Origin of the sequence: Pseudopedobacter saltans DSM 12145 (genome assembly GCF_000190735.1) — a bacterium.
Lineage (GTDB): Bacteria > Bacteroidota > Bacteroidia > Sphingobacteriales > Sphingobacteriaceae > Pseudopedobacter > Pseudopedobacter saltans.
This window is the reverse complement of record NC_015177.1, coordinates 4136049-4157308: the sequence shown is the minus strand read 5'-3', so window position 1 is coordinate 4157308 and position 21260 is coordinate 4136049. Positions and strand designations below refer to the sequence as shown.

The 21260-nt window shown below is 37.6% G+C and carries 18 protein-coding genes; 10 read left to right on the top strand and 8 right to left on the bottom strand.

Annotated features, from left to right (window positions below):
• Positions 1-86: 86 nt before the first annotated feature.
• The 10 genes from mbhE to PEDSA_RS19715 all read left to right on the top strand — a co-directional run bounded on the left by mbhE (position 87) and on the right by PEDSA_RS19715 (position 7972).
• Positions 87-2396 (top strand): hydrogen gas-evolving membrane-bound hydrogenase subunit E, encoded by a 2310-nt coding sequence (gene mbhE, locus PEDSA_RS17475; protein WP_013634493.1) that lies wholly within the window; start codon positions 87-89, stop codon positions 2394-2396.
• Between the two features lie 2 nt (positions 2397-2398).
• Positions 2399-2812, top strand: a complete 414-nt coding sequence (locus PEDSA_RS17470) for a Na+/H+ antiporter subunit B (RefSeq protein WP_013634492.1) — start codon at positions 2399-2401, stop codon at positions 2810-2812.
• A gap of 1 nt (position 2813) precedes the next feature.
• A complete protein-coding gene (locus PEDSA_RS17465; RefSeq protein WP_013634491.1) occupies positions 2814-3173 on the top strand; it encodes a Na+/H+ antiporter subunit C in 360 nt (119 codons plus the stop codon).
• Positions 3170-4675 (top strand): proton-conducting transporter transmembrane domain-containing protein, encoded by a 1506-nt coding sequence (locus PEDSA_RS17460; RefSeq protein WP_013634490.1) that lies wholly within the window; start codon positions 3170-3172, stop codon positions 4673-4675. Before PEDSA_RS17465 ends, PEDSA_RS17460 begins: the two co-directional genes overlap by 4 nt.
• 14 nt (positions 4676-4689) lie before the next feature.
• The gene (locus tag PEDSA_RS17455) at positions 4690-5172 is read left to right on the top strand and encodes a Na+/H+ antiporter subunit E (RefSeq protein ID WP_013634489.1); all 483 of its coding nucleotides are present in this window, start codon (positions 4690-4692) and stop codon (positions 5170-5172) included.
• On the top strand, positions 5169-5438 hold the full coding sequence (locus PEDSA_RS17450) for a cation:proton antiporter (RefSeq protein ID WP_013634488.1): 270 nt from the start codon (positions 5169-5171) through the stop codon (positions 5436-5438). The genes PEDSA_RS17455 and PEDSA_RS17450 overlap by 4 nt, the downstream gene beginning before the upstream one ends.
• On the top strand, positions 5435-5803 hold the full coding sequence (gene mnhG, locus PEDSA_RS17445; RefSeq protein WP_013634487.1) for a monovalent cation/H(+) antiporter subunit G: 369 nt from the start codon (positions 5435-5437) through the stop codon (positions 5801-5803). The genes PEDSA_RS17450 and mnhG overlap by 4 nt, the downstream gene beginning before the upstream one ends.
• 90 nt (positions 5804-5893) lie before the next feature.
• Positions 5894-6190 carry an ATP-dependent Clp protease adaptor ClpS gene (locus tag PEDSA_RS17440; protein ID WP_013634486.1) on the top strand — a complete coding sequence of 99 codons (297 nt, stop codon included), beginning with the start codon at positions 5894-5896 and terminating at the stop codon, positions 6188-6190.
• 264 nt (positions 6191-6454) lie between these two features.
• The gene (lipA, locus tag PEDSA_RS17435; protein ID WP_013634485.1) at positions 6455-7342 is read left to right on the top strand and encodes a lipoyl synthase; all 888 of its coding nucleotides are present in this window, start codon (positions 6455-6457) and stop codon (positions 7340-7342) included.
• A 171-nt stretch (positions 7343-7513) separates the two neighbouring features.
• The gene (locus PEDSA_RS19715) at positions 7514-7972 is read left to right on the top strand and encodes a hypothetical protein (RefSeq protein WP_013634484.1); all 459 of its coding nucleotides are present in this window, start codon (positions 7514-7516) and stop codon (positions 7970-7972) included.
• A gap of 50 nt (positions 7973-8022) precedes the next feature.
• Here the strand turns inward: PEDSA_RS19715 and PEDSA_RS17425 are convergent, their stop codons facing one another.
• The 8 genes from PEDSA_RS17425 to PEDSA_RS17390 all read right to left on the bottom strand — a co-directional run bounded on the left by PEDSA_RS17425 (position 8023) and on the right by PEDSA_RS17390 (position 21059).
• Positions 8023-9798 carry a carboxypeptidase-like regulatory domain-containing protein gene (locus tag PEDSA_RS17425; RefSeq protein ID WP_013634483.1) on the bottom strand — a complete coding sequence of 592 codons (1776 nt, stop codon included), beginning with the start codon at positions 9796-9798 and terminating at the stop codon, positions 8023-8025.
• Positions 9799-10752, bottom strand: a complete 954-nt coding sequence (locus tag PEDSA_RS17420; RefSeq protein WP_013634482.1) for a FecR domain-containing protein — start codon at positions 10750-10752, stop codon at positions 9799-9801.
• Positions 10749-11402 (bottom strand): RNA polymerase sigma-70 factor, encoded by a 654-nt coding sequence (locus tag PEDSA_RS17415; RefSeq protein ID WP_013634481.1) that lies wholly within the window; start codon positions 11400-11402, stop codon positions 10749-10751. Before PEDSA_RS17415 ends, PEDSA_RS17420 begins: the two co-directional genes overlap by 4 nt.
• Positions 11402-12580, bottom strand: coding sequence for a hypothetical protein (locus tag PEDSA_RS17410; RefSeq protein WP_013634480.1), 1179 nt, complete (start codon positions 12578-12580; stop codon positions 11402-11404). Before PEDSA_RS17410 ends, PEDSA_RS17415 begins: the two co-directional genes overlap by 1 nt.
• Positions 12581-12649: 69 nt before the next feature.
• A complete protein-coding gene (locus PEDSA_RS17405; protein WP_013634479.1) occupies positions 12650-14140 on the bottom strand; it encodes a bifunctional ADP-dependent NAD(P)H-hydrate dehydratase/NAD(P)H-hydrate epimerase in 1491 nt (496 codons plus the stop codon).
• Between the two features lie 128 nt (positions 14141-14268).
• A complete protein-coding gene (locus PEDSA_RS17400; protein WP_013634478.1) occupies positions 14269-16722 on the bottom strand; it encodes a phosphocholine-specific phospholipase C in 2454 nt (817 codons plus the stop codon).
• A 290-nt stretch (positions 16723-17012) separates the two neighbouring features.
• Complete coding sequence (gene uvrA / locus PEDSA_RS17395; protein WP_013634477.1) at positions 17013-19847, bottom strand: excinuclease ABC subunit UvrA; 2835 nt, start codon at positions 19845-19847, stop codon at positions 17013-17015.
• A 114-nt stretch (positions 19848-19961) separates the two neighbouring features.
• A complete protein-coding gene (locus tag PEDSA_RS17390; protein WP_013634476.1) occupies positions 19962-21059 on the bottom strand; it encodes a mandelate racemase/muconate lactonizing enzyme family protein in 1098 nt (365 codons plus the stop codon).
• Positions 21060-21260: the final 201 nt, after the last annotated feature.

The window sequence follows — 21260 nt, the reverse complement described above, 5'->3', positions numbered from 1 at the left end:
TAACAAGAAATCAAAAAAGACGGTTTTTAGCAGCTATTTTTTATATTTTTTGATTATTTTTAAGCTCAAACGTTTAATTGACATTGATGCTTATAAGTGTACTATCTGGAATTATCCTATCGATTTTCATTTTATTTTTCAGCAACAAGTTAAACGCTAAATCTGCATTGGCTTATGCTTTAGTCCCTATCGGATTATTCGTTTACTTTATTCAGCATATTTATAATTTAGGAACTCAAAAGTCTATTTTATATTCATATAAATGGATTCCCGAAATTCATGTCAACCTGGACTTTAATCTTGATGGCGTTTCTCTGATGTTCTGTTTGCTCATTACAGGAATTGGGAGCCTGATTTTTATCTATGCCTCCAAGTACCTGATTAATGATAAGGATATCCATAAGTTCTTTGGTTACCTGGCCATGTTTATGTCGGCAATGCTGGGTATGGTGCTATCAGACAACGTGATAAGCCTCTTTCTTTTTTGGGAGGTCACAAGTATCAGTTCATTTTTTCTGATTGGGCATTATCACCACAGTGCGGCATCAAGAAAGAGTGCGCTAGTGTCTTTAGGTATTACCGGTGCTGGTGGTTTGGTTTTATTTGCCGGATTGCTATGGATGGCACAGATTGTGGATTCTTATTCCATCCAGACAATTATAAGTAATGCCAATTTAATAACATCTCACCCTTATTTTGGCTTTATACTATCGCTGATTTTCATAGGGGCTTTTACCAAATCGGCTCAGTTCCCTTTTCATTTCTGGCTCCCGGGAGCCATGAAAGCACCAACTCCCGTTTCAGCTTATCTGCATTCAGCAACTATGGTAACGGCAGGCATTTATCTATTGCTGCGCTTCTCCCCTGCTTTTCAGGGATACGAAATATGGAATATTACCCTAGTTGTGATTGGTGGAATTACTTTATTACTTGGTGCAGCCGTTTCTATAAGCAAAATAGATTTAAAAAGCATTTTGGCTTATACCACCATTTCTGCATTAGGAATAATGGTGTTTCTAATTGGGATCGGCAGTGATTGGGCATTGAAAGCTTTAGGTACTTTTATAGTTGTTCATGCGCTATATAAAGCGACTTTGTTTCTGATTACTGGGATAATAGACCATACTTATCATACCCGAAACATCACACAGCTATCAGGTTTAAGAAAAGGTAACCCTTACCTGTTTATTGCGGGGTTGGTTGCCGCCTTTTCTGCTGCCGGTATTCCCTTAACCTTTGGTTTTATTGGAAAAGAATTAATCTACGACGCGGTTTATCAAATTCAGAAAACTTGGGCCTTTGGTTTATTAGGTGTATTGGTTCTGACCAATTTACTAATGCTTTGTTCCTCTTTTTCTGCGGGTATCACTCCATTTATAGGCAGGCAATCGGAAATAGCAGAAAAAACTAAATCTAAATTTGAACTTAAATTAGCTTTCGGTCCCCTTATTCTTGGGTTCTTCAGCTTATTGTTCGGGATTTCCCCACAGCTTTTCGAAGGTACGTTTCTTGATAATTATTCCAGGTCCATTCTAACAGATAACAATATCATAGCTACAAGATTACACCTTTGGCATGGATTCAACATTGTATTTATCTTAAGTGTCATTACAATAATATTAGGCGTTATTCTCTATCTTACAAGATTAAAAACAGATTCTGCTGAGGAAACAGACCTCAGGATTTCAATGGCAAATATTTTCAGCAGGATAAATTCGGGACTGAAACAGTTTGCATTCAGGATCACCCATATTTTACACAATGGTTATTTAAGAAAATACCTTTTAACGATTACTGTATTTAGTCTATTAATTTTAGGATATGCCATTTTTAACCATTTACAACTGTCGCTGGATTTTAGCAAATACAGTTCATTAAAGATTTACGAGGTTGCCTTAGCTATTATGGTTACCATTTCGGTATTTACGACGATAAGTACGTCTTCGCGTTTAGCTGCAATTGTTTCCATGAGCGTAGTAGGCTATTGTATCTGTCTGTTCTTCGTTTTTTACAGTGCCCCGGATCTCGCTTTAACACAATTTACCATAGATACATTAACCGTTGTATTATTTGTTCTTGTTTTATTCCGGCTTCCGGGATTCATCAATTTCGCCAATACAGCTACTAAAATCAGGGACGCCGTAATATCTATATTATTTGGCTTATTTATTGGAATTATTGCTTTGGGAATTATCCACGAGCCGCATCCGAATATCATATCAAAGTTTTATGCCAACGAAGCCTATATTTCTGCGCATGGAAAGAATGTTGTTAATGTCATTCTGGTAGACTTCAGAGGTTTTGATACATTGTTTGAAATCGTGGTGCTAAGTATAGCAGGTATTGGTGTAATCAGCTTATTGAAATTACAGGTTCAGGAAACAGAAAAAGAATAATTATGTACAGCAGAATTTTAAAAACGGCCACTTATTATCTACTTCCTGTATTGCTACTATTTTCGGTATTCATCTTATTGAGAGGACATTACAAACCAGGTGGTGGGTTCGTGGGGGGCTTGATTGCTTCCATCGCCTTCGTCATGCACAGTTTTGCCAATAGTGTAGAACAAACATTAAAATTACTCAGGATCCCTCCGGTGAAATTTATACCGGTTGGGCTGATTCTTTCTTTGGCGAGCGCAGTTTTTCCTATGTTTTTAGGAGATCCGATTATGACTGGTGTGTGGTATAACGAACCTATCCCTATTATCGGTATGATAGGCACCGCATTATTTTTTGACCTTGGCGTTTACCTGCTTGTCATTGGCGTTGTGTTAACTATTTTGTTTACCATATCTCAATCTACTAAATAGCATGGAACTGATTATTGTTTTCCTTATCGTATTACTTTACGCCTCCGGAGTTTACATGCTGCTTAGAAGAAGTATGGTAAAATTGCTGATTGGAGTGATGTTGTTGGGTAATGGAACGAATTTGCTGATATTATTAATGGGGAGGATTACCAGAGGGAACCCTCCCGTAATGGAAGATAACTTAAAAATATTACTGGAACCTTTTGCCGATCCTGTTCCGCAGGCCTTAATATTAACAGCCATTGTAATAAGCTTTGGTTTACAGGCTTTTTCTATTGTGTTACTTAAACGGGTATACGTTCTCGTAAACTCAGATGATTTGGATGATTTAAATACCCCGGAAGAAATTGACGATATATGATTGAGAACTTTATTGTGATGCCCCTGCTGGGGCAAATGGTTGTTGCGATTATTACTTTATTGTTCTGGGGAAAGAGCAATATCTTAAGATACATTAGTGTTGTGGGTAGTTCCCTGGTATTGATTGCTTCTATTATTCTTTTTATAAGAGTAGAGCAGGACGGAATTTTGGTTATGCATGCCGCAAATTGGAAACCTCCTTTCGGGATTACTTTTGTTGCGGATACGTTTAGCTCATTAATGGTCCTTTTAAGCAGCATTGTCGGCTTCTGCATTTCCATCTACTGTATGCAAGGAATTGGCACAAACCGAGTAAATTTTGGATTTTATACCATTTACCACTTCTTACTTATGGGCTTATTTGGTGCTTTCCTTACCGGAGATTTATTCAACCTGTACGTTTGGTTTGAAGTAATTATTATTTCTTCATTTGTTTTAATGACTCTTGGCGGAAGAAAAGCGCAAATTGAAGGTTCTATTAAATATGTGGCTATTAACCTTTTCTCCTCCACCATTTTCCTAACGGGTATCGGCCTGCTTTATGGCATTGCAGGAACTTTAAATATGGCCGATTTGGCAATTAAAGTCCCTCAACTACCTAACCAGGGATTGGTAACCATCGTTTCTATTTTCTTTATTTTAAGTTTCGGAATTAAATCAGCCATATTTCCTTTATATTTCTGGTTACCTTCATCCTATCACACGCCACCTTCGGCTATTGCAGCATTATTTGGTGGCTTACTAACGAAAGTAGGTATTTATGCAATGTTGAGAATGTTTTCTCTGGTATTCAGGATGGACGGATGGATTAGTGAAACGGTGATTATTTTGGCGGTATTCACCATGTTTGTAGGGGCTTTTGGCGCTATCAACAAAATGAATTTAAGAAAGCTCTTCTCCTATCTTATTGTCTGTCATATCGGTTTTATGATTGGCGGTATCGGTATGTTTACGTTGGTTTCATTAACGGGTACAATCTTTTATTTGATCCATGATATCATTATCAAAACCAATCTATTCCTGATTACCGGAATTATCAGAATGATGAACGGATCTGTCAACATGAAACATTTGGGAAATATGTATAAAGAGTACCCTAAGATAACGCTGATATTCGCACTGGTCTTTTTCTCTCTGATAGGTATTCCTCCATTATCTGGATTCTGGCCAAAAATAAACTTTGTTAATGCAGCTTTCGAACAAAATCAATACGCCTTTATCATCGGACTCATTTTTGCTAGCTTCATTACATTATATGTGATAATAAAAGTATGGGCAAATGTTTTCTGGAAAAATAAAGAAGAAGGCTTTTCGAAAGGAGACAATTTATTTGAGAACAAAAGCTTACTGAATAAAATTTACCTTATCAGCCCAATAGCAATCTTAATGCTGATTACGCTTTTTATAGGCCTGTCTGCAGATAAAGTATTTTATATAAGTAAAAAGGTTGCTACGCAGATGATAGATACACAACCTTACATAGACGCAGTTTTTGGACATTAAACAGGTAATATAATATGACTAAACAGTTTTTAATGAACTTGCTGCTCATGTTTATATGGGTAGCCTTAAGCGGAACTTTCTATTATGGAAATTTCCTGTTTGGGTTTATGCTTGGATACTTTATTCTTTGGATTCTGGCAAAAGGTGAGAACCGCAAAAACAAGAAGTACTTCAACCGGGTGCCAAAGGCTATAGGTTTCGTACTGTATTTCTTATACGAGATGATAAAAGCGAATATCCACGTAGCATATGACGTGATTACACCTAAATATTTTATGAAACCCGGGATTGTGAAATACCCTATAGACCTGGATGACGACTGGGAAATTAATCTGTTATCTTCCTGTATATCACTCACTCCGGGAACACTGGTGATGGATATCAGTGCTGATAAAAAGGTGATGTACATCCACAACATGTATTTAAAAGACAAAGACACCTTTATCAAGGAAATTAAGGAAGGTTTTGAAAAAAGAATTTTAGAAATAACAAGATGAATCTGAGCCTGTACCTGCAATTTGTGATATTGCCTATACTTTCTTTTTCGCTGATCCTCACGTTTATCAGGCTGATGAAAGGCCCTAGTATCGTAGACCGAGTTATTGCGCTAGACTTAATTATTACATCTGGTATCGGTGTTATTGCCATTTATTGCATCACTTTTAATAATTCCCTGTTTCTTGATGTAGGGATGATCTTAGCGTTAATCGCATTCTTAGGGACGCTTGCGTTTTCTTATTATATAGAAAAAATTAACAAATGACAGAGATTTTAGTAATGTTTTTTGCCACATTGGGCAGTATCGTGATATTAATTGCCGCTATTGGAATTTTCAGAATGCCTGATTTCTATTTGCGCCTTTCGGTGACCATTAAAGCAGCGACCCTGGGTACGGGTTTCATACTTGTAGCAGCTTCCATTTTCTTTGGTGAGCCTTCAATTAATATGAAGTCATTTGCCATTGCCTTATTTTTAATCCTTACAGCTCCCGTTTCTGGTCACCTGATTGCCCGGGCAGCTTATTATTCGGGAACAAAACTTTGGAAAGAAACCGTAATTGATGAGATGAAGGGAATGTACGATAAAGAAAAAGGCATTTTAAAAAGCGGGGAGGAAGAGGAAGATTAATTAACCTTTGCTCCAAATCCCCTTCAATCTTTACATCAAGTAACACAAATCTTATTAAGCTCTCTTCATACTTTTTTTTAAATTTGCATTATGACATTGAATATGGCTGACGTAGAGACCAAGGAAGAAACCTTTACACTTGAAGAAATACTGACCTCTTTAAAAAAGAGTCACCGCCTGATATTATGGAACGACGACACCAATACTTTTGAGCATGTTATCCACTGTCTTTGTCACTATCTGGATTATTCAGAGTCCGAAGCTGAAAAAATTGCATGGACTGTACATACCAAAGGGAAATGTGCTATACTGGAAGGTTCCTTTACCGAAATGGAAGTTTACAGAAAGATATTAAAGCAGGAAGGCTTAACTGTTTCTGTGGAATAGGAAACAGTTAACTGTAGTTAGCAATTAGATATTGACACTAATCAAATTGTTATGCTACCAGACGAATTATTACTACATCTTATTTAACCAATCTTTGTAAATAGGGCCTTTTCAAATCAAATAAACTATCGACTATTGTCCATGGACCACCTGACTTCCGTCTCCGAACTTCCATGAACTATATAAACTATAGAACTCAACTTACCTATTAAATTTACATCCTTTCAACATAAATATTAACTAAAGTATCCGTATTTTTGGAGCATGATAGAACTGCCTGTTATTCCGGCTAATCAAACTAGCCGTAAACCAGATTGGTTGAGAGTGAAACTTCCTGTGGGTAAAGAATACGCTCATGTAAGGGGTTTGGTTGATGAGCATAAATTACACACTATTTGCGAAAGTGGCAATTGCCCTAATATGGGTGAGTGTTGGGGTGCGGGTACTGCTACGTTCATGATTTTGGGTAATATCTGTACACGCTCATGTTCTTTTTGCGCGGTAGCTACCGGCCGTCCTTTAGCTGTAGATACGGACGAGCCAAACAGGGTTGCAAACTCTATTAAGCTAATGAACGTAAAACATGCAGTTATAACTTCTGTTGACCGTGACGATTTGAAAGATGGAGGTTCTATCATCTGGGCAGAAACTATTAAAGCTATTCGCAGAGAAAGCCCTGGAACAACCATGGAAACCTTAATCCCAGATTTTAAAGGAATTTGGGACAATTTATATCGTGTTTGTGAAGAAAGGCCTGAGGTCGTTTCACACAATATCGAAACTGTAAAAAGATTAACACGCGAAGTTCGTATACAAGCTAAATACGACAGAAGTTTGGAATGTCTTAAACGCATTTCGGATTTCGGTTTAAGAACAAAATCAGGTATTATGCTTGGTTTAGGTGAAACCGAAGCTGATGTCTATGAGACAATGATTGATTTACGTGATGCTGGCGTTCATGTTCTAACATTAGGGCAGTATTTACAGCCCACAAAAAACCACCATCCGGTAATTGACTGGATACATCCCGATCAATTTGCTAAATACAAAGAGTATGGAAGTAAACTAGGTTTTAAATATGTAGAAAGCGGACCGCTGGTTCGTTCCTCTTATCATGCTGAAAAGCACTTGTTTGACCAAGTAGCCAGCTAACTACTCATTATCAAACACTTACTGTTAAGACCGGCTATTTTTTTAGTTCAATAGTCTATAGTTCATTAGTAGATTTCACTAGCGACTATTGAACTATAGATCATCATTTACCCACAACCAAACTTCGGTCTTCGGACATCCGACTACGGACTTTTTCATTATCTTTAAATTATGAAATACGAAAGTAACCAGACAGGCTGGTTTTTTATCGCTATTATGCTGGCTGTAGTTATAGTTATTACCACAACCTATTATTATCAACTTGGGAATAACCCACTACCGGCGAATGTCTTTCAGTTGTTGCTTTTTGTCTTCATTTTGATCCTGATCAATTTTTATAAATTGAAAATACGGGTTGATGACACGGGAATTAACATATTGTATGGCATCGGCTTGATCCATATCAAATTACAACCTGACACTATAACTTCTATTCATGCGGTAAAAACATCCTGGTTATATGGCTTTGGTATCAGAATAACTTTTAATGGCATGTTATACAATATCCAAGGAAGAGATGCTGTAAGGATTAGTTATCTCCAGGATGGGAAATTGAAAACAGCGACTCTGGGCTCTGCAGAACCGGAAAAATTAAAAGCATTTCTGGAGAAAAAATATAAAGTAAGTTAGTTATCGCCAACTATAAATATCCAACAACACAAAGCTGAAGACAGCTTAAATTACAACGAGTAGACTACACCTAATTTACCTCCAAACCAGGCTCTTTGGTTCTCGCTAATTTTATTTGCCCAGGACGGATAAGATTTCCGGTCATTATCGGCAAAATCTTCGGAATAAAGTTGATAACTAATGCCAGCGACCAAACCAATATTTTTAAAAATTTCTCTTTCTCCTCCTAAAGTCAATTTGTTTGAATTACCCAGGACCTTAAAATTCTCATTAAAAAATGTTGTTCCCTGTAGCTCGGTGTTCAATAAGGTCTTTGTGTTTAAAATAAAATCGTGTCCAAAACCAAAGCCAATATTATATATTCTATCCTTATTTGGCTTCCAGTTAGTTCCGGCTTCTACAATAGAATAAAGCTTTTTGTCACCACTTTTAAAGCTAATTTGCTGGCTTAATGTTTCATTTACATAAACGTTCAGTTTTTTATAGCCATTTTTATAAATGTTGATGACACCTATTCCAACTCCTGAAGAGCTATCTGCTATATTGACCAGTCCAAATTGCAACCCTTCAAGCTTTTTCGAAATATTTATAATTCCTGCTATCTGAACTCCTTTCCCTTTACCCGCTATTTTATTAGCAACTCCGCTAAATTGCACTCCCCTGAAATCTCCGTTGACTTTGTTGAATATACCGGATATTTGTACACCTGTAAAATCGCGTTTAACATAATTGTTGATACCAGTTAATTGCATTCCTCTGAAAGTTCTATTTACATGGTTACAGATACCTGATGTCTGCATTCCGTTAAATCCCGAACCAATTTTATTGGCTATTCCCCCCAATTGAAAGCCGTCGAAACTTCCGTGAACTAAATTTACGATACCTGCGACTTGCATACCATTTACATCGCCTCCGGTTTGATTAAGCAAGCCAGCCAACTGAAAGCCTCCTCCTATATCTTCTTTGGTAAGGTTAAAAATCCCTGCCGATTCAAAGCCCTTTACTCCTGCAGAATATCCGCCTAAAATATTAAAGGAAAATGTATTTACTATCTGAGAGCTCATAAAACCCTGAGAGCCCAATCCGGGGAGAAATGAGGCCTGAACTTTACTATTGACAAAGAACTTCTGAATGTTCATACTTTGTACTCGCCTTTTGGACGAAATTAAAAATCGCCCAAAACCCGTATTTTCTACGATATTATTGAATCCAAATCGACCTTCTCCCTCATTATCGCCTTTCACTCCTTCGGGTCTGACTTTTACATCTGACAGAAAAAACATGGTAGTATCTTTATAATTTTCCTTGCTGGCCGTTAGTATAACCGATTTATGCTCGCCTTTAAATCGCAGGTTAAATACTCCGTTTCGATCAGTAAGGGTAGATTTTAACAGACGTTTCTCGTACACACTCGCGTTACGTATTCCCAATCCTGTTTTAGAATCTATTACTTTTCCTTTTATAGAATACCTTCTGTCCTGTGCTTCTATCTCATCGGCTTCAATAAAAAAACGATAAATCGCCGGCTTTAAAACAACAAAGCCATTTACTTCGTGATAATCTACATTTCCTTTGAATAGCTGATCGATGATTTCGATAACCGCTAAGTTTTGAAAATTGCAGGTTATTACACTGTCAGCATTCAAAAGCGCACCATCATAGGAAAAAGAGAAATTTCCCTCGGACTCGATTTTAGAAAGTATATCCTTTAATTTTTCATTCTGCACCTTAATGCTGACTTTTTTTTGCAAATCCGATCCTGTTTGTGCATGCAAACGACCAAGAGTAATCAGGATAAAACATAAGGAGGTGATCAGAAATTTCATTTATCTCTTATATAAAATATAGCCTTCCTTATTTTTTTCCAAACGCAAGCCAAATGTTTCTGCTATCACTTTCAGGATTTTATCTAAAGGTTCTTCTTTAAATTTAACATTCAACTTCAGATTTTCCAGACTTTTGTCGGCCAGCGTTATTTTGGTTGAATACGCTTCTGACAATACATCAACTACCTTTTGTAAGGCTATATTGTCTATAATAAACTCTTTGTTTCTGAAATACTTATAAAGATTGTCGGTATTTTTGGAAACAGTTAATGTACTATCCTGGCTGGCGAATTCGACTTTTTCGCCTGGATGCAGATTTAGTTCCTGATTATTTTTAGTGACTTTAACCAGACCGGTTTCTACAATTACTTCGGATAAACCATTTCTGTATTTTATATTGAAAGAGGTCCCCACAACAGTCACCTTCGCCGTATTCCCCAACTCGATAATGAATGGTTTATTTTTATCCGGTGCTACATTAAAAAAGACTTCCCCTTTGCTCAGTTTCACTATTCTCCGCGATTTAGAAGAACTGAAACTTAATTGGGTATTTTTATTAATAGTGAGTGAAGATCCGTCTGACAGGGTTTGGGATATTACTTCATTTTTTGTCATAATATTTCTTGTTCCGAGATCTTTGGAGAGAAATAACCACAATGTAATTCCTGTTATCAGTATTACAGAAGCCGCAGCTATCCACTGAAAAATATGTCCTGACGGCATTTTCTTTACCGTGGGCTGCGCTTCTCTTTTCTTTTTGAATCGTTCCCAGGCTTCTTCCTCATCAGGTAAAGCTTCGTTCTTTAGCAAATCGGCACTTCTTTCCCATAGAAATCGTATTTCATCAAACTGCTTTCTGTTTGCTTCACTATCTAAAAGCCATTGTTCAACCAATCTCTGCTCATCAGCACTAGTCTCTTTCAGAAGATATTTTATCAAAAGTTCGTCGGTCATAACAGCTTTATAATTATAAGTTTGATATAGGCCAGAACGTAAATTACGATTGGCAGGAAATCCGCTAATTTAAATCTCAAGCTTTTCAGGGCTTTTCCCATATGCGCCTCAACAGTTTTCACAGAAATATCCAGTGCGTCGGCTATTTCCTGATATTTTAAATTCTGAAATCGACTCATTTGAAAAACTGTCCGGCATTGTTGAGGCAGCTCGTTCAATGCTTGCCTCAACTTCGCCTCCAGTTCTTTTCCCACAGTAACTTCGTAAGCATCGTCGCTAAAAGCCTCTGACCGCTGTGCGTACTCAACAAATTTCCCCCTCACTTTCATATGTCTTATGTGATTTAAACTATCGTGATAAACACATTTATACAGATATGATTTTATAGATTCTTTTTCCAAGAGTTCTTTACGTTCCCATAATTTCAGAAAAACATTCTGCACTACTTCTTCCGCTGCAATTTCATCCTTTAAAATAGTAAGTGCATAAGCATATAGCGCCTTAAAATAGCTTTTAAACAGCGTTTCAAATTCTCGCTCTGTCTGCGTATTATCCTGGAGATTATTAAGGGGCACTATCTTATTTTGGGATAAATATAGCTCTTTGCTAGCGGCTTCTGTATCCAGCACCGATGAAAAAGATGAATTCATTACAATCTTAATTTCAATCCTACCGAACCCCCAAAGAAAATTCCCTGAAAATTATCACCCGATTTCCCTGTCCAGCTATGGATAAACTTCTTGGTCAGATTACTTCCTTCGTCTGTATTGGTGCTTAAGTAATTTACTGATCCCCCTACAAATAATTCTAATCGTTTATCAATTCGGTATGTGGGTATTAAGGTTAAGGAGTTTTTAAAAAATTCGCCTTTCCTAAAGCTTTCCAGAACAACATTTGTGCCCTCTAAATCTAATCCAAACTTATCTCTTGACAATAAATGCGCTCCAATACCTGCCTGAAAAGCATAGATCTCTTTTTCATTTTTTACATTATATCCCAGCCCCAGGATCCCATACATTATTTTCCCTCCGGAGCGAAATGTTGCTAAAGTATTTCCTTGCTCGTCTATACTGAAACCAATACTTTTTTCTCCGTTTTTAATAAAGTTCAGTATCGCTATCGGATAGTCACTACTATCGGCAATATTTACTATACCCGCAAATTGCACTCCGTTAACTTTTTTCGCTTTATTGAAAATACCCGCAAACTGAGAACCTTTTACTACACTTGCTTTATTGCCAATTCCGGCAAACTGCAGACCGTTCAGCGTATCTTTTGCCAAATTTACAATACCGGCACATTGCACTCCGGTAACATCATCTGCGACATTTGCAATTCCCGAGAATTGCTGGCCTTTTATACTGCTGCCTGCATTATTATAAATTCCAGCGACCTGAAGTCCATTTAGTTGTTTCGACTGGTTTATCAGTCCTGAAAACTGTACTCCGGTAACTCCGTTTTTAGCAAGGTTCGCCAACCCGGCCATTTGTCCCCCTTTACCTGAGTTATATTTGTTGAGTATTCCTGAGAACAGAAAGCCCTCGGCATTTTCTCCAACCAAATTAGTTATACCAGAGAGATGTACTCCTTCTACATTGGTTGTAACTTTATTGAGCAGTCCTGAAAAAGAAAAAGCTTGTTCGGAATAGGATACTCCACTCAATACATTTAAGGAAACCTTATTGGTATAAACTTTTGCATCCCTACCGTTACTGCTTACAGGATACATAAACCCTACATTTACATTAACATGTTTTTCCTGTGCGAAAGAAGCGGATGTAGCATTGGCAACCAATAAAACCAGACCTAAAAATAATTTTCTATACATGATATTTCTTTTGATGTTTTAGACCAAAACACCTTTATGTAGAAATACCCTTAGTCTATTTTTATTTTTTTAAGATTTTAAATCTTTTATAACATACGGTATCTGTTTTATGAGTTTAGTAGGTGGAACGACATACATTTTCTGTCCCAATTGCTCCCCTATGTATCCATGTAAAAAGACCGCTATAATTATCGCATTTTCTATTGGATAATCCTGCGCGATAAAACTGGATATCATACCGGTTAAAACATCACCCATTCCACCTATTGCCATAGCAGGAGACCCGGAAGAGTTAAAATAACATAATCCAGTTGGCGTAAAAATCATGGTATACCTGTTTTTAAGTACGATATAGCTTTGCAGCTTTTGGGCCTGTCGAAATGCAGTTTCTATTCTATCCCAACAGTTATGGTGTTCTCCAAACAGCCTGTCAAATTCTTTGATATGTGGTGTCAGGATAGAATGTAAAGGAATTTGAGAAAGCAAATTTTCATCTTCCGCCAATATATTTAAGGCATCGGCATCAAAGACAATAGGCTTTTTATAGGTTGATATCAGATGGATGATTATCGCTTTTGCTTCTTCGGTTTTTCCCAATCCGGGACCTATGCAAATGGAGCTATATTTATCCAAATCGGTATTATCTAAATTCTCCCGGCTTAAATACATTACTTCTGGTAAACGGGCGTTTAGCGCTGTTATTCCACTTTGAGGGATACACGCTGTTGTTAATCCCGAACCACTTTTCATACTCGACTCAGCGGTTAATAATGCGGCGCCCATGGTATCAATATCTCCCGCTATAATCAAATTATGCCCATAAGTACCTTTGTGATCAAAAGATTTTCTCACTTTGATATGGTCTGAAATGTCCTTCTTCCAAATCCAATAATACGGAGAGGCAGTATTTTCTATGAAATGTTCATTCAAGCCAATATTCACAACTTTCCACTCTTTGATGTAAGGTGCTGATAAAGGCAGCAGGAAATTAAGTTTGGGTCTCTGAAAAGTAATAACCCAATCTGCTTTAAAAATAACATTTCCATAAAGTCTTCCCTCCGAAGGCATTCCGCTTGGAATATCTACACTGATTTTCTTTCCGGATAAAAGATTCAGCTTTTCAATCAATTGCTGATAGGACTGATCCAATTCGCGACTAAGGCCAATACCGAATATTGCATCTATAATTACATCGGTCTGTTTGCCTTCCAGTTCTTCCGGATTTTTAAGATAAAATATACTGACATCTGTTTGCTGCAATGCAATGAGATTGGCATCAAATTCGGGTGTAGATTTATCGGAGAAATCAACAATTACAACATCAACAAATTCATACCTGTCCTGATGTAATAAACGAGCAATCGCCAAACCGTCGCCTCCATTATTTCTTTTTCCACAGAAAATGGTAATGGTCTTTTTCTTATCCAGAAAGCGTTCTGAAAATGTCTTCACAAAAGTATATGAAGCCCGCTCCATCAATTCCAACGAGGGAATGGGTTCGTTTTCTATGGTATACTGATCAGCAAGTTTTGTTTGCTCTGCGTTTAAAAGTTTAAGCATGCCGGTTCTTTTCTAAGTTCAGAAACATTATCGCCAACACTATTTTGCCTTCCAATTGAATACCATGAATTTATAAAAATATTTCAATCTTAAAAAACAACTCATTTTATCTCTTATTAAAGTAATTGTTACTTCAGCATCGCTAATTCCCCTCCCATTAACGGATCAGTTATACTCGGACGCCCAGTTTCGATATGTCCTGCATATCGATAAACAAAACCAGGATTATCTTTAGACAGGACTTGAAAGTCATACCAACCACCAGACTTTTCCAGCTTCCACCCGGTCCTCCCAGTTTTTCCTGCCTCTGGAAACCGACTTTCATATCCATAGGATTTATCTTCTATAATTAACGCAGCATTTTTTGATTTTTTGTCCAATACAAAGCCTTGTTTTCCATGAGAGGTGTCAACCTGAATAATGATATCTGCATGTTTGTCTCCCGCAAAAGACCGATAGAACCCATTGGGGCCATACACTTCGAGATGATAGTTTCCTTTAAACTGATAAACATCCCAATTATAAATCAAAGGCTCATCTTGTTTAACCGTAAAATTCCATATTCGCCCAGGTTCTTTATCTTTTCCATAAATGGCCCCTGCCTTAACAATAAAGGGAACACCAATCAATTTGTTTTTTGGCAAACGTCCTCCAATTTCAAAACGTACAAGCAATTGCCCTTTTACTTTATCTAAAATCGCATTTACATTCAGATCATAAGGCAAGGCGCAAGCTTTTTTCACTCCCTTTTCCTGGTGAGGAAGCTGACTTTTAAAATCATTTTCTGGCGTTGCGTTTTTGATAAGCTGATAATTTCCCGGCAAATCTTTTGCTTTCGCACTATAAATACGTTTAATATCTTCATTTCGGTTTACAAAGTCCAGCTCGGGTTTAGTATTGTTCTCTACCGGTCGAAACACAGAAGTCAGGTTACCACAAACTAGCCTTCTCCAAGGACTAATGTTTTCTTCGATAATTTTTTTCTTCGTCTTCTTTTCCAGAAAATGCTCTAAGAATTGCAGACTTGAGGTATGATCAAATACTTCTGAATTTACCCAACCTCCTTTTGTCCATGGAGAAGCGACAACCATCGGAACGCGGAATCCTAATCCAATAGGACTATCTAAAGTTGCGTCTGGATTGTTAGTCCTGATTTTCTCTTGCTCTGCTGTTACATATTCCGCAGCTGTATTCATCCCCTTCGGCAGGCTTCCTGTATCTGGTCGCGAACTATGTGGGGGTACAAATGGCGGTACATGATCAAAGTAACCATCGTTTTCATCATAGGTTAGTACAAATATGGTTTTCTTCCACACTTCAGGATTCGCCGTTAGGATGTCTAATGCCTCTGACACGTACCATGCGCCATACCACGGAGACCCGGGATGATCTGAAAAACGACACGGTGCCACTAACCAAGAAACGGTTGGCAATTTGCCTGTTTGTACGTCTCCTCGGAATTGGTGAAATATATCTCCCTTAGGAACATTGACGGTTTGCTCTTTTTTACCATCAGTATAAGACATATTTTCTAATTTATGATAGTTTTTGTCTCCAACATTTGTAGTAAATGCCCGCTGATGTATCTGCTTTTCAAAATCACTTAATTTGTTAAAATTTTCTTCTGAATATCTTTCTTTCTCCTTTTTTAGACGTAACAACTCATTTCGTAATTTTTCCTCCTGCTCATTACCTGACTTCAGTTTTTCGAGTTTAATTTCTAATTCATTAATGCGATTGCGAATATAATTTCTGTGTGCAGAATGAAACCTGACATGGTATTGCTTATAAAATTCCAGATTGTTATCTGTAAAATTTGCCAGCCAATCGTCCTCTTCCTCTGTAAAACCTACCGGAATACTCAATTCATTTTGATAAACTCTCCAATCGATGCCTGCTTCCTGCAGACGTTCAGGAAATGTTTTCCAGGAAATATCTTTGTAGTTTATTTGCCTGTTATCGACATGTGCTATTGATTCTGGATTATGTGGTTCTTCTCTGATAGCTCCTGACCAAAAATAGGAACGATTCGCACTGGTGCCAGTAAGAGATGAACAGAAATGCTGATCGCATACTGTAAAAGCATCGGCAAATGCATAATAAAATGGTAAATCCTTACGATCATAGTATCCCATCGTTAAAGGCATATGCTGATATTCGGCTTTGGGTTTCTTGGCTTCTAACCACGTATTCATTTTCCCCTCGTTTCGGGCGTACACCATATCTTTCCACGTATGAGGTAATGAACCCATCCATGTTGCTTTGGTATTCTCTATATCCAGATGAAAAGGAGCATAATGCTCACCTTTTTTGTTTGACTGTATCCATACAGGTAATCCGTCAGGTTGTGTTATCCGTCTTGGATCATTGAAACCACGTACCCCTTTCAACATTCCAAAACAATGATCAAACGAACGGTTTTCCTGCATTAAAAAAACGATATGTTCTGCATCTAAATATGTTGAGCCCTCAGGTGCATTTATAGCTAACGCTCTTTGAATAGAATCTGGTAATATTTGAAAAGCGGCTGTTGTCCCCGCCAGTAAAGAAGCCTTTTTCAGGAATGATCTTCTTGTGTCCATGGTATTTTGGTTTCAGTTCGAAGGGTAATATACCACACTTAAGTTATATTTCGGCATAAAAATATAGACTGTTAAATAAACTAAATTGGCCATCTTAACTAACAACTTTAAAAATACACGGAAGTATTTATTAGGTTATAAATTTGAAATTTATATTTAATCAATCTAAGTTCGAGATGTATTAGACTAATATCTCGAACGGCCCAACGTTGTAAAAGCTATCAATCAAGCCATAAAGTGCAATCTATCGTATTAACAACCAATAAACTATAGACTAATGAATTACTTTACTAACTCATTTCTTTCTTCAGAAACTTCCCAGTAAAGCTATCCTCGCAATTTGCCAAACCTTCCGGTGTTCCTTTAAAAACAATCTTTCCACCTCCTGAGCCACCCTCAGGTCCCAAATCAATTACATGATCGGCAACTTTGATTACATCCAGGTTGTGTTCGATAATTAAGACGGTATTTCCTTTATCTACTAAAAGATTGATAACGCCCAAAAGTACATGGATATCTTCAAAATGTAAACCGGTAGTTGGTTCGTCAAGAATATAAAATGTATTACCGGTATCTTTTTTTGAAAGTTCTGTTGCCAGTTTCACACGTTGCGCTTCCCCTCCGGACAAGGTGGTTGAAGCCTGTCCCAGGGTGATATAACCCAGACCAACATCCTTCAAAGTTTTTATTTTCCGATGGATAGAAGGAATATTCTCGAAGAAGTTTACAGCATCCTCGATACTCATATCCAAAACATCACTGATGGATTTACCACGATAACGAACTTCTAAAGTTTCACGATTGTACCGTTTTCCGGCACAAGATTCACAAGGAACCTGAACATCCGGTAAAAAGTTCATTTCAATTACTTTCATTCCGGCACCCTGACAGGTTTCGCATCTTCCTCCTTTTACATTGAAAGAAAAACGTCCCGGTTTATATCCCCTGATTTGCGATTCGGGCAAAGCCACAAAAAGATTTCTAATATCCGAAAATACCCCGGTATAAGTTGATGGATTTGAACGTGGTGTTCTCCCTATAGGACTCTGGTCGATCTCAATTACTTTATCGATATGCTCTAAACCTTCTATAGATTTATAAGGCATTGGTTGCTTTTTAGCTCTAAAGAAATGCCTGTTTAAAATCGGGTACAAAGTTTCTCCTATTAAAGTAGACTTTCCACTTCCCGAAACTCCGGTTACACAGATCAATTTTCCCAAAGGAAAATCAACACTTACGTTTCTCAGGTTATTTCCGGTTGCTCCTTTCAAAGACAAGACATTGCCATTACCTTCTCTGCGCTTAGCTGGAATTTCTATTCCCTTCTCACCATTCAGATAAGAAGCTGTTAGTGTATGTTTTTGTAAAATTTCTTTTGGTGTACCTTCTGCAACAACTTTACCTCCGTTTACACCCGCAGATGGCCCCATATCAATTACATAATCCGCTTCCAGAATCATGTCTTTGTCATGCTCTACAACTAAAACGGTATTACTTAAATCACGCAGATCTTTCAGCGCTTTGATTAGTCTGTCGTTATCACGCTGATGAAGGCCAATAGAAGGTTCGTCTAAAATGTACATCACGTTCATTAACTGCGAACCAATTTGTGTTGCTAAACGGATACGCTGTGCCTCTCCTCCAGATAAGGTTCTCGCTGTTCTATCCAAAGTCAGATATTCTAAACCTACATCCAGCAAAAAGCTTATTCTGGAACGAATTTCCTTGATAATTTCCTTGGCGATAATATTTTGCCTTTCGCTAAGTCTATCTTCAATATGATTAAACCAATGGTACAGATTTTTAATATCCATTGATGATAGTTCGAAGATATTCTTCTGGTCGACTTTAAAATGAAGAGACTCCTTTTTCAATCTGGCACCTTCACAAACAGGACAAGTCTTGGTTATCCGGTATCCTTCCAAGTCCATCGACTCTCCTTTTTTCTCGTTCTGCTCTTCCAGAAGTTTTATAATTCCATCAAATTCGATCTGATAGTTTTCTACGTTCCATTTATTGTATGCTACAGGAACTGTTATCAGCTCATCTGTTCCGTGTAATAATATATGCAGCGCTTCCTCACTTAGTTTTTCTATCGGTTGAGAAAGTGAAAAGTTATATTTTTTTGACAAGGCTTTGATGACCTGAAAAATCCAGGTATCACGATACTCGCCCAATGGAGCCAAAGCCCCGTTCATTATGCTTATTTTTCTATTTGGAATAACAGATTCTTCATCAATATCAAATACATATCCTAATCCGTCACATTCCGGACAAGCTCCGTATGGAGAATTAAAAGAGAACGTATTTGGCTGAGGTTCGTCATACGAAATCCCTGTAGTAGGACACATCAGGTACTTGGAGAAATGATAAACATTATTCTCCTTATCGGATATCTTAATAATTCCTTTTGCTATTTTCAGAGCTTCCTGGACAGATGAATAAATACGCTTTTTATCTTCCTGATTGACAATCAGACGATCGACAACGGTTTCTATGTCATGAATCTTGTATCTGTCGACCTGCATTTTAGGAGTAACATCTACTATTTCTCCATCAACACGAACTTTTAAATAACCTTGTTTCCTGATCTGTTCGAAAAGCTCTCTATAATGTCCTTTTCTTCCTTTTACCACTGGCGCCAATATATTGATGGGTTGGCCGTCAAATTGTTCCAGAATCTTATTCAGAATTTGGTCTTCGGACATTTTAACCATCAACTCGCCTGTATTGTAAGAGTAAGCGTCTGCTACACGGGCAAAAAGCAAACGCATAAAGTCATATATTTCGGTAATAGTACCAACGGTTGATCTTGGGTTCTTCGAAGTTGTTTTTTGTTCTATGGCAATAACCGGACTTAAACCCGAAATCTTATCGACATCCGGTCTTTCCATGCCTCCCATAAACTGACGTGAATAGGCGGAAAAAGTCTCCATATACCTACGCTGCCCTTCGGCATAAATGGTATCGAAAGCTAAAGACGATTTTCCAGAGCCACTAAGCCCGGTGACAACCACCAGCTGGTTTCTTGGAAATGATACATCAATATTTTTTAAATTATGGACTCTTGCTCCGTATACCTCAACATCTTTTTGCTCGCCCAGATCGATTGGTTTCTTACTCATAAAAAAGCTTTCTGCCTTTTAGGCCGTCGTATTTTTTCAAAGTGCAAAATTAGCAAAAAAAGCCCTTACGATTTCATGCAATACATTGATTTTATGTCATCTTATCGCTACTTACTAAATACTGATCATTTCACAGTTTTTCAGATAAGTTTCATCTATATCCGCACCAATTCCATGCGAATCATCTATGTCTAAAATATATCCGTTGTATCGGGCACCTCCCTTAACAGGATCTTCCAGATGCCCTATCAGACAAGTATCTAAATCGTAATATTTTATGTTTGGAAATGCATATGCAAAATGAAGATTGGCACTTAATGCCAATCTGGTTTCAAGCATGCCACCAATCATACAGGGGATATCGGCCCGAACCGCGATATCATGAATACGAATAGCCTCAGCTATACCACCGGATTTCACTAATTTAATATTAATACAATCGCAAGCTTGTGCAGCGATTAGCCTTCTGGTATCGTGATGATTATAACAGCTTTCATCTACCATAATTTTTATCTGGGTTTGCTTCTTTAGTTCTGGCAATAAATCATCATTCCAGGAGCGCATTGGTTGTTCGCAAAATTGAATATCGTATGCTTCCATTCTCTTCAGTGCAAACACGGCGTCTTCAAAACCCCAGCCCTGATTGGCATCCAGTCGGATGGTGATATCTCCTCCTAAGGCTTCCCTTATTTTCTCTACACGTTTTACATCTTCCTCTGCGTCCTTTCCTAATTTTATTTTTAAGCATTTAGCGCCATTTTTTTGAAACTTTAATGCTTTTTCTACCATTTCCTCTACTGTACCAATACCGATGGTTATATCCGTTTCTATCTGCTTTTTATCACCTCCTAAGTATTTATACAAAGGCATATTTGCCGATTTTGCATTTAAATCGTAAAGGGCCATATCAAAAGCACTTTTTATGGTTGTATTACCTGCAATCATGCTATTTAGCTCCCCCAGTCGAGACTCTATATCTGAAGCATCTTTCCCTTTCCATAACCTAGCAAAATCTTTAGCAACAGCTATGCAGGTGTCCTGAGTTTCTCCTACAATAAACGGAAAGGCCGAACATTCGCCAACTCCGTAAATCCCAATATCCGTATACAAACGGATATAAACATTTTGCGCATAGTCCATCGTACCCGTAGCAATGGCAAAGGGATCCATCTTGATACTTAACCTATAAATTTCAGTATATGTAATCTTCATGTACAATCTGATAAAAAGAGGATTTATAATACAAGATACGCAGTTAATGTTGAATGCTTAATTTTTAATGTTAAATAGGATAAACAGAGGTTGAGATTAGTAAGCCTGGTACAGACCTTCATTTTTAACCGCAAAGAGCACTATGGTTTTCACAAAGGTCGCTAAGTTTTTTTTACTTTATGGCTCACTTTAGGTTTAACC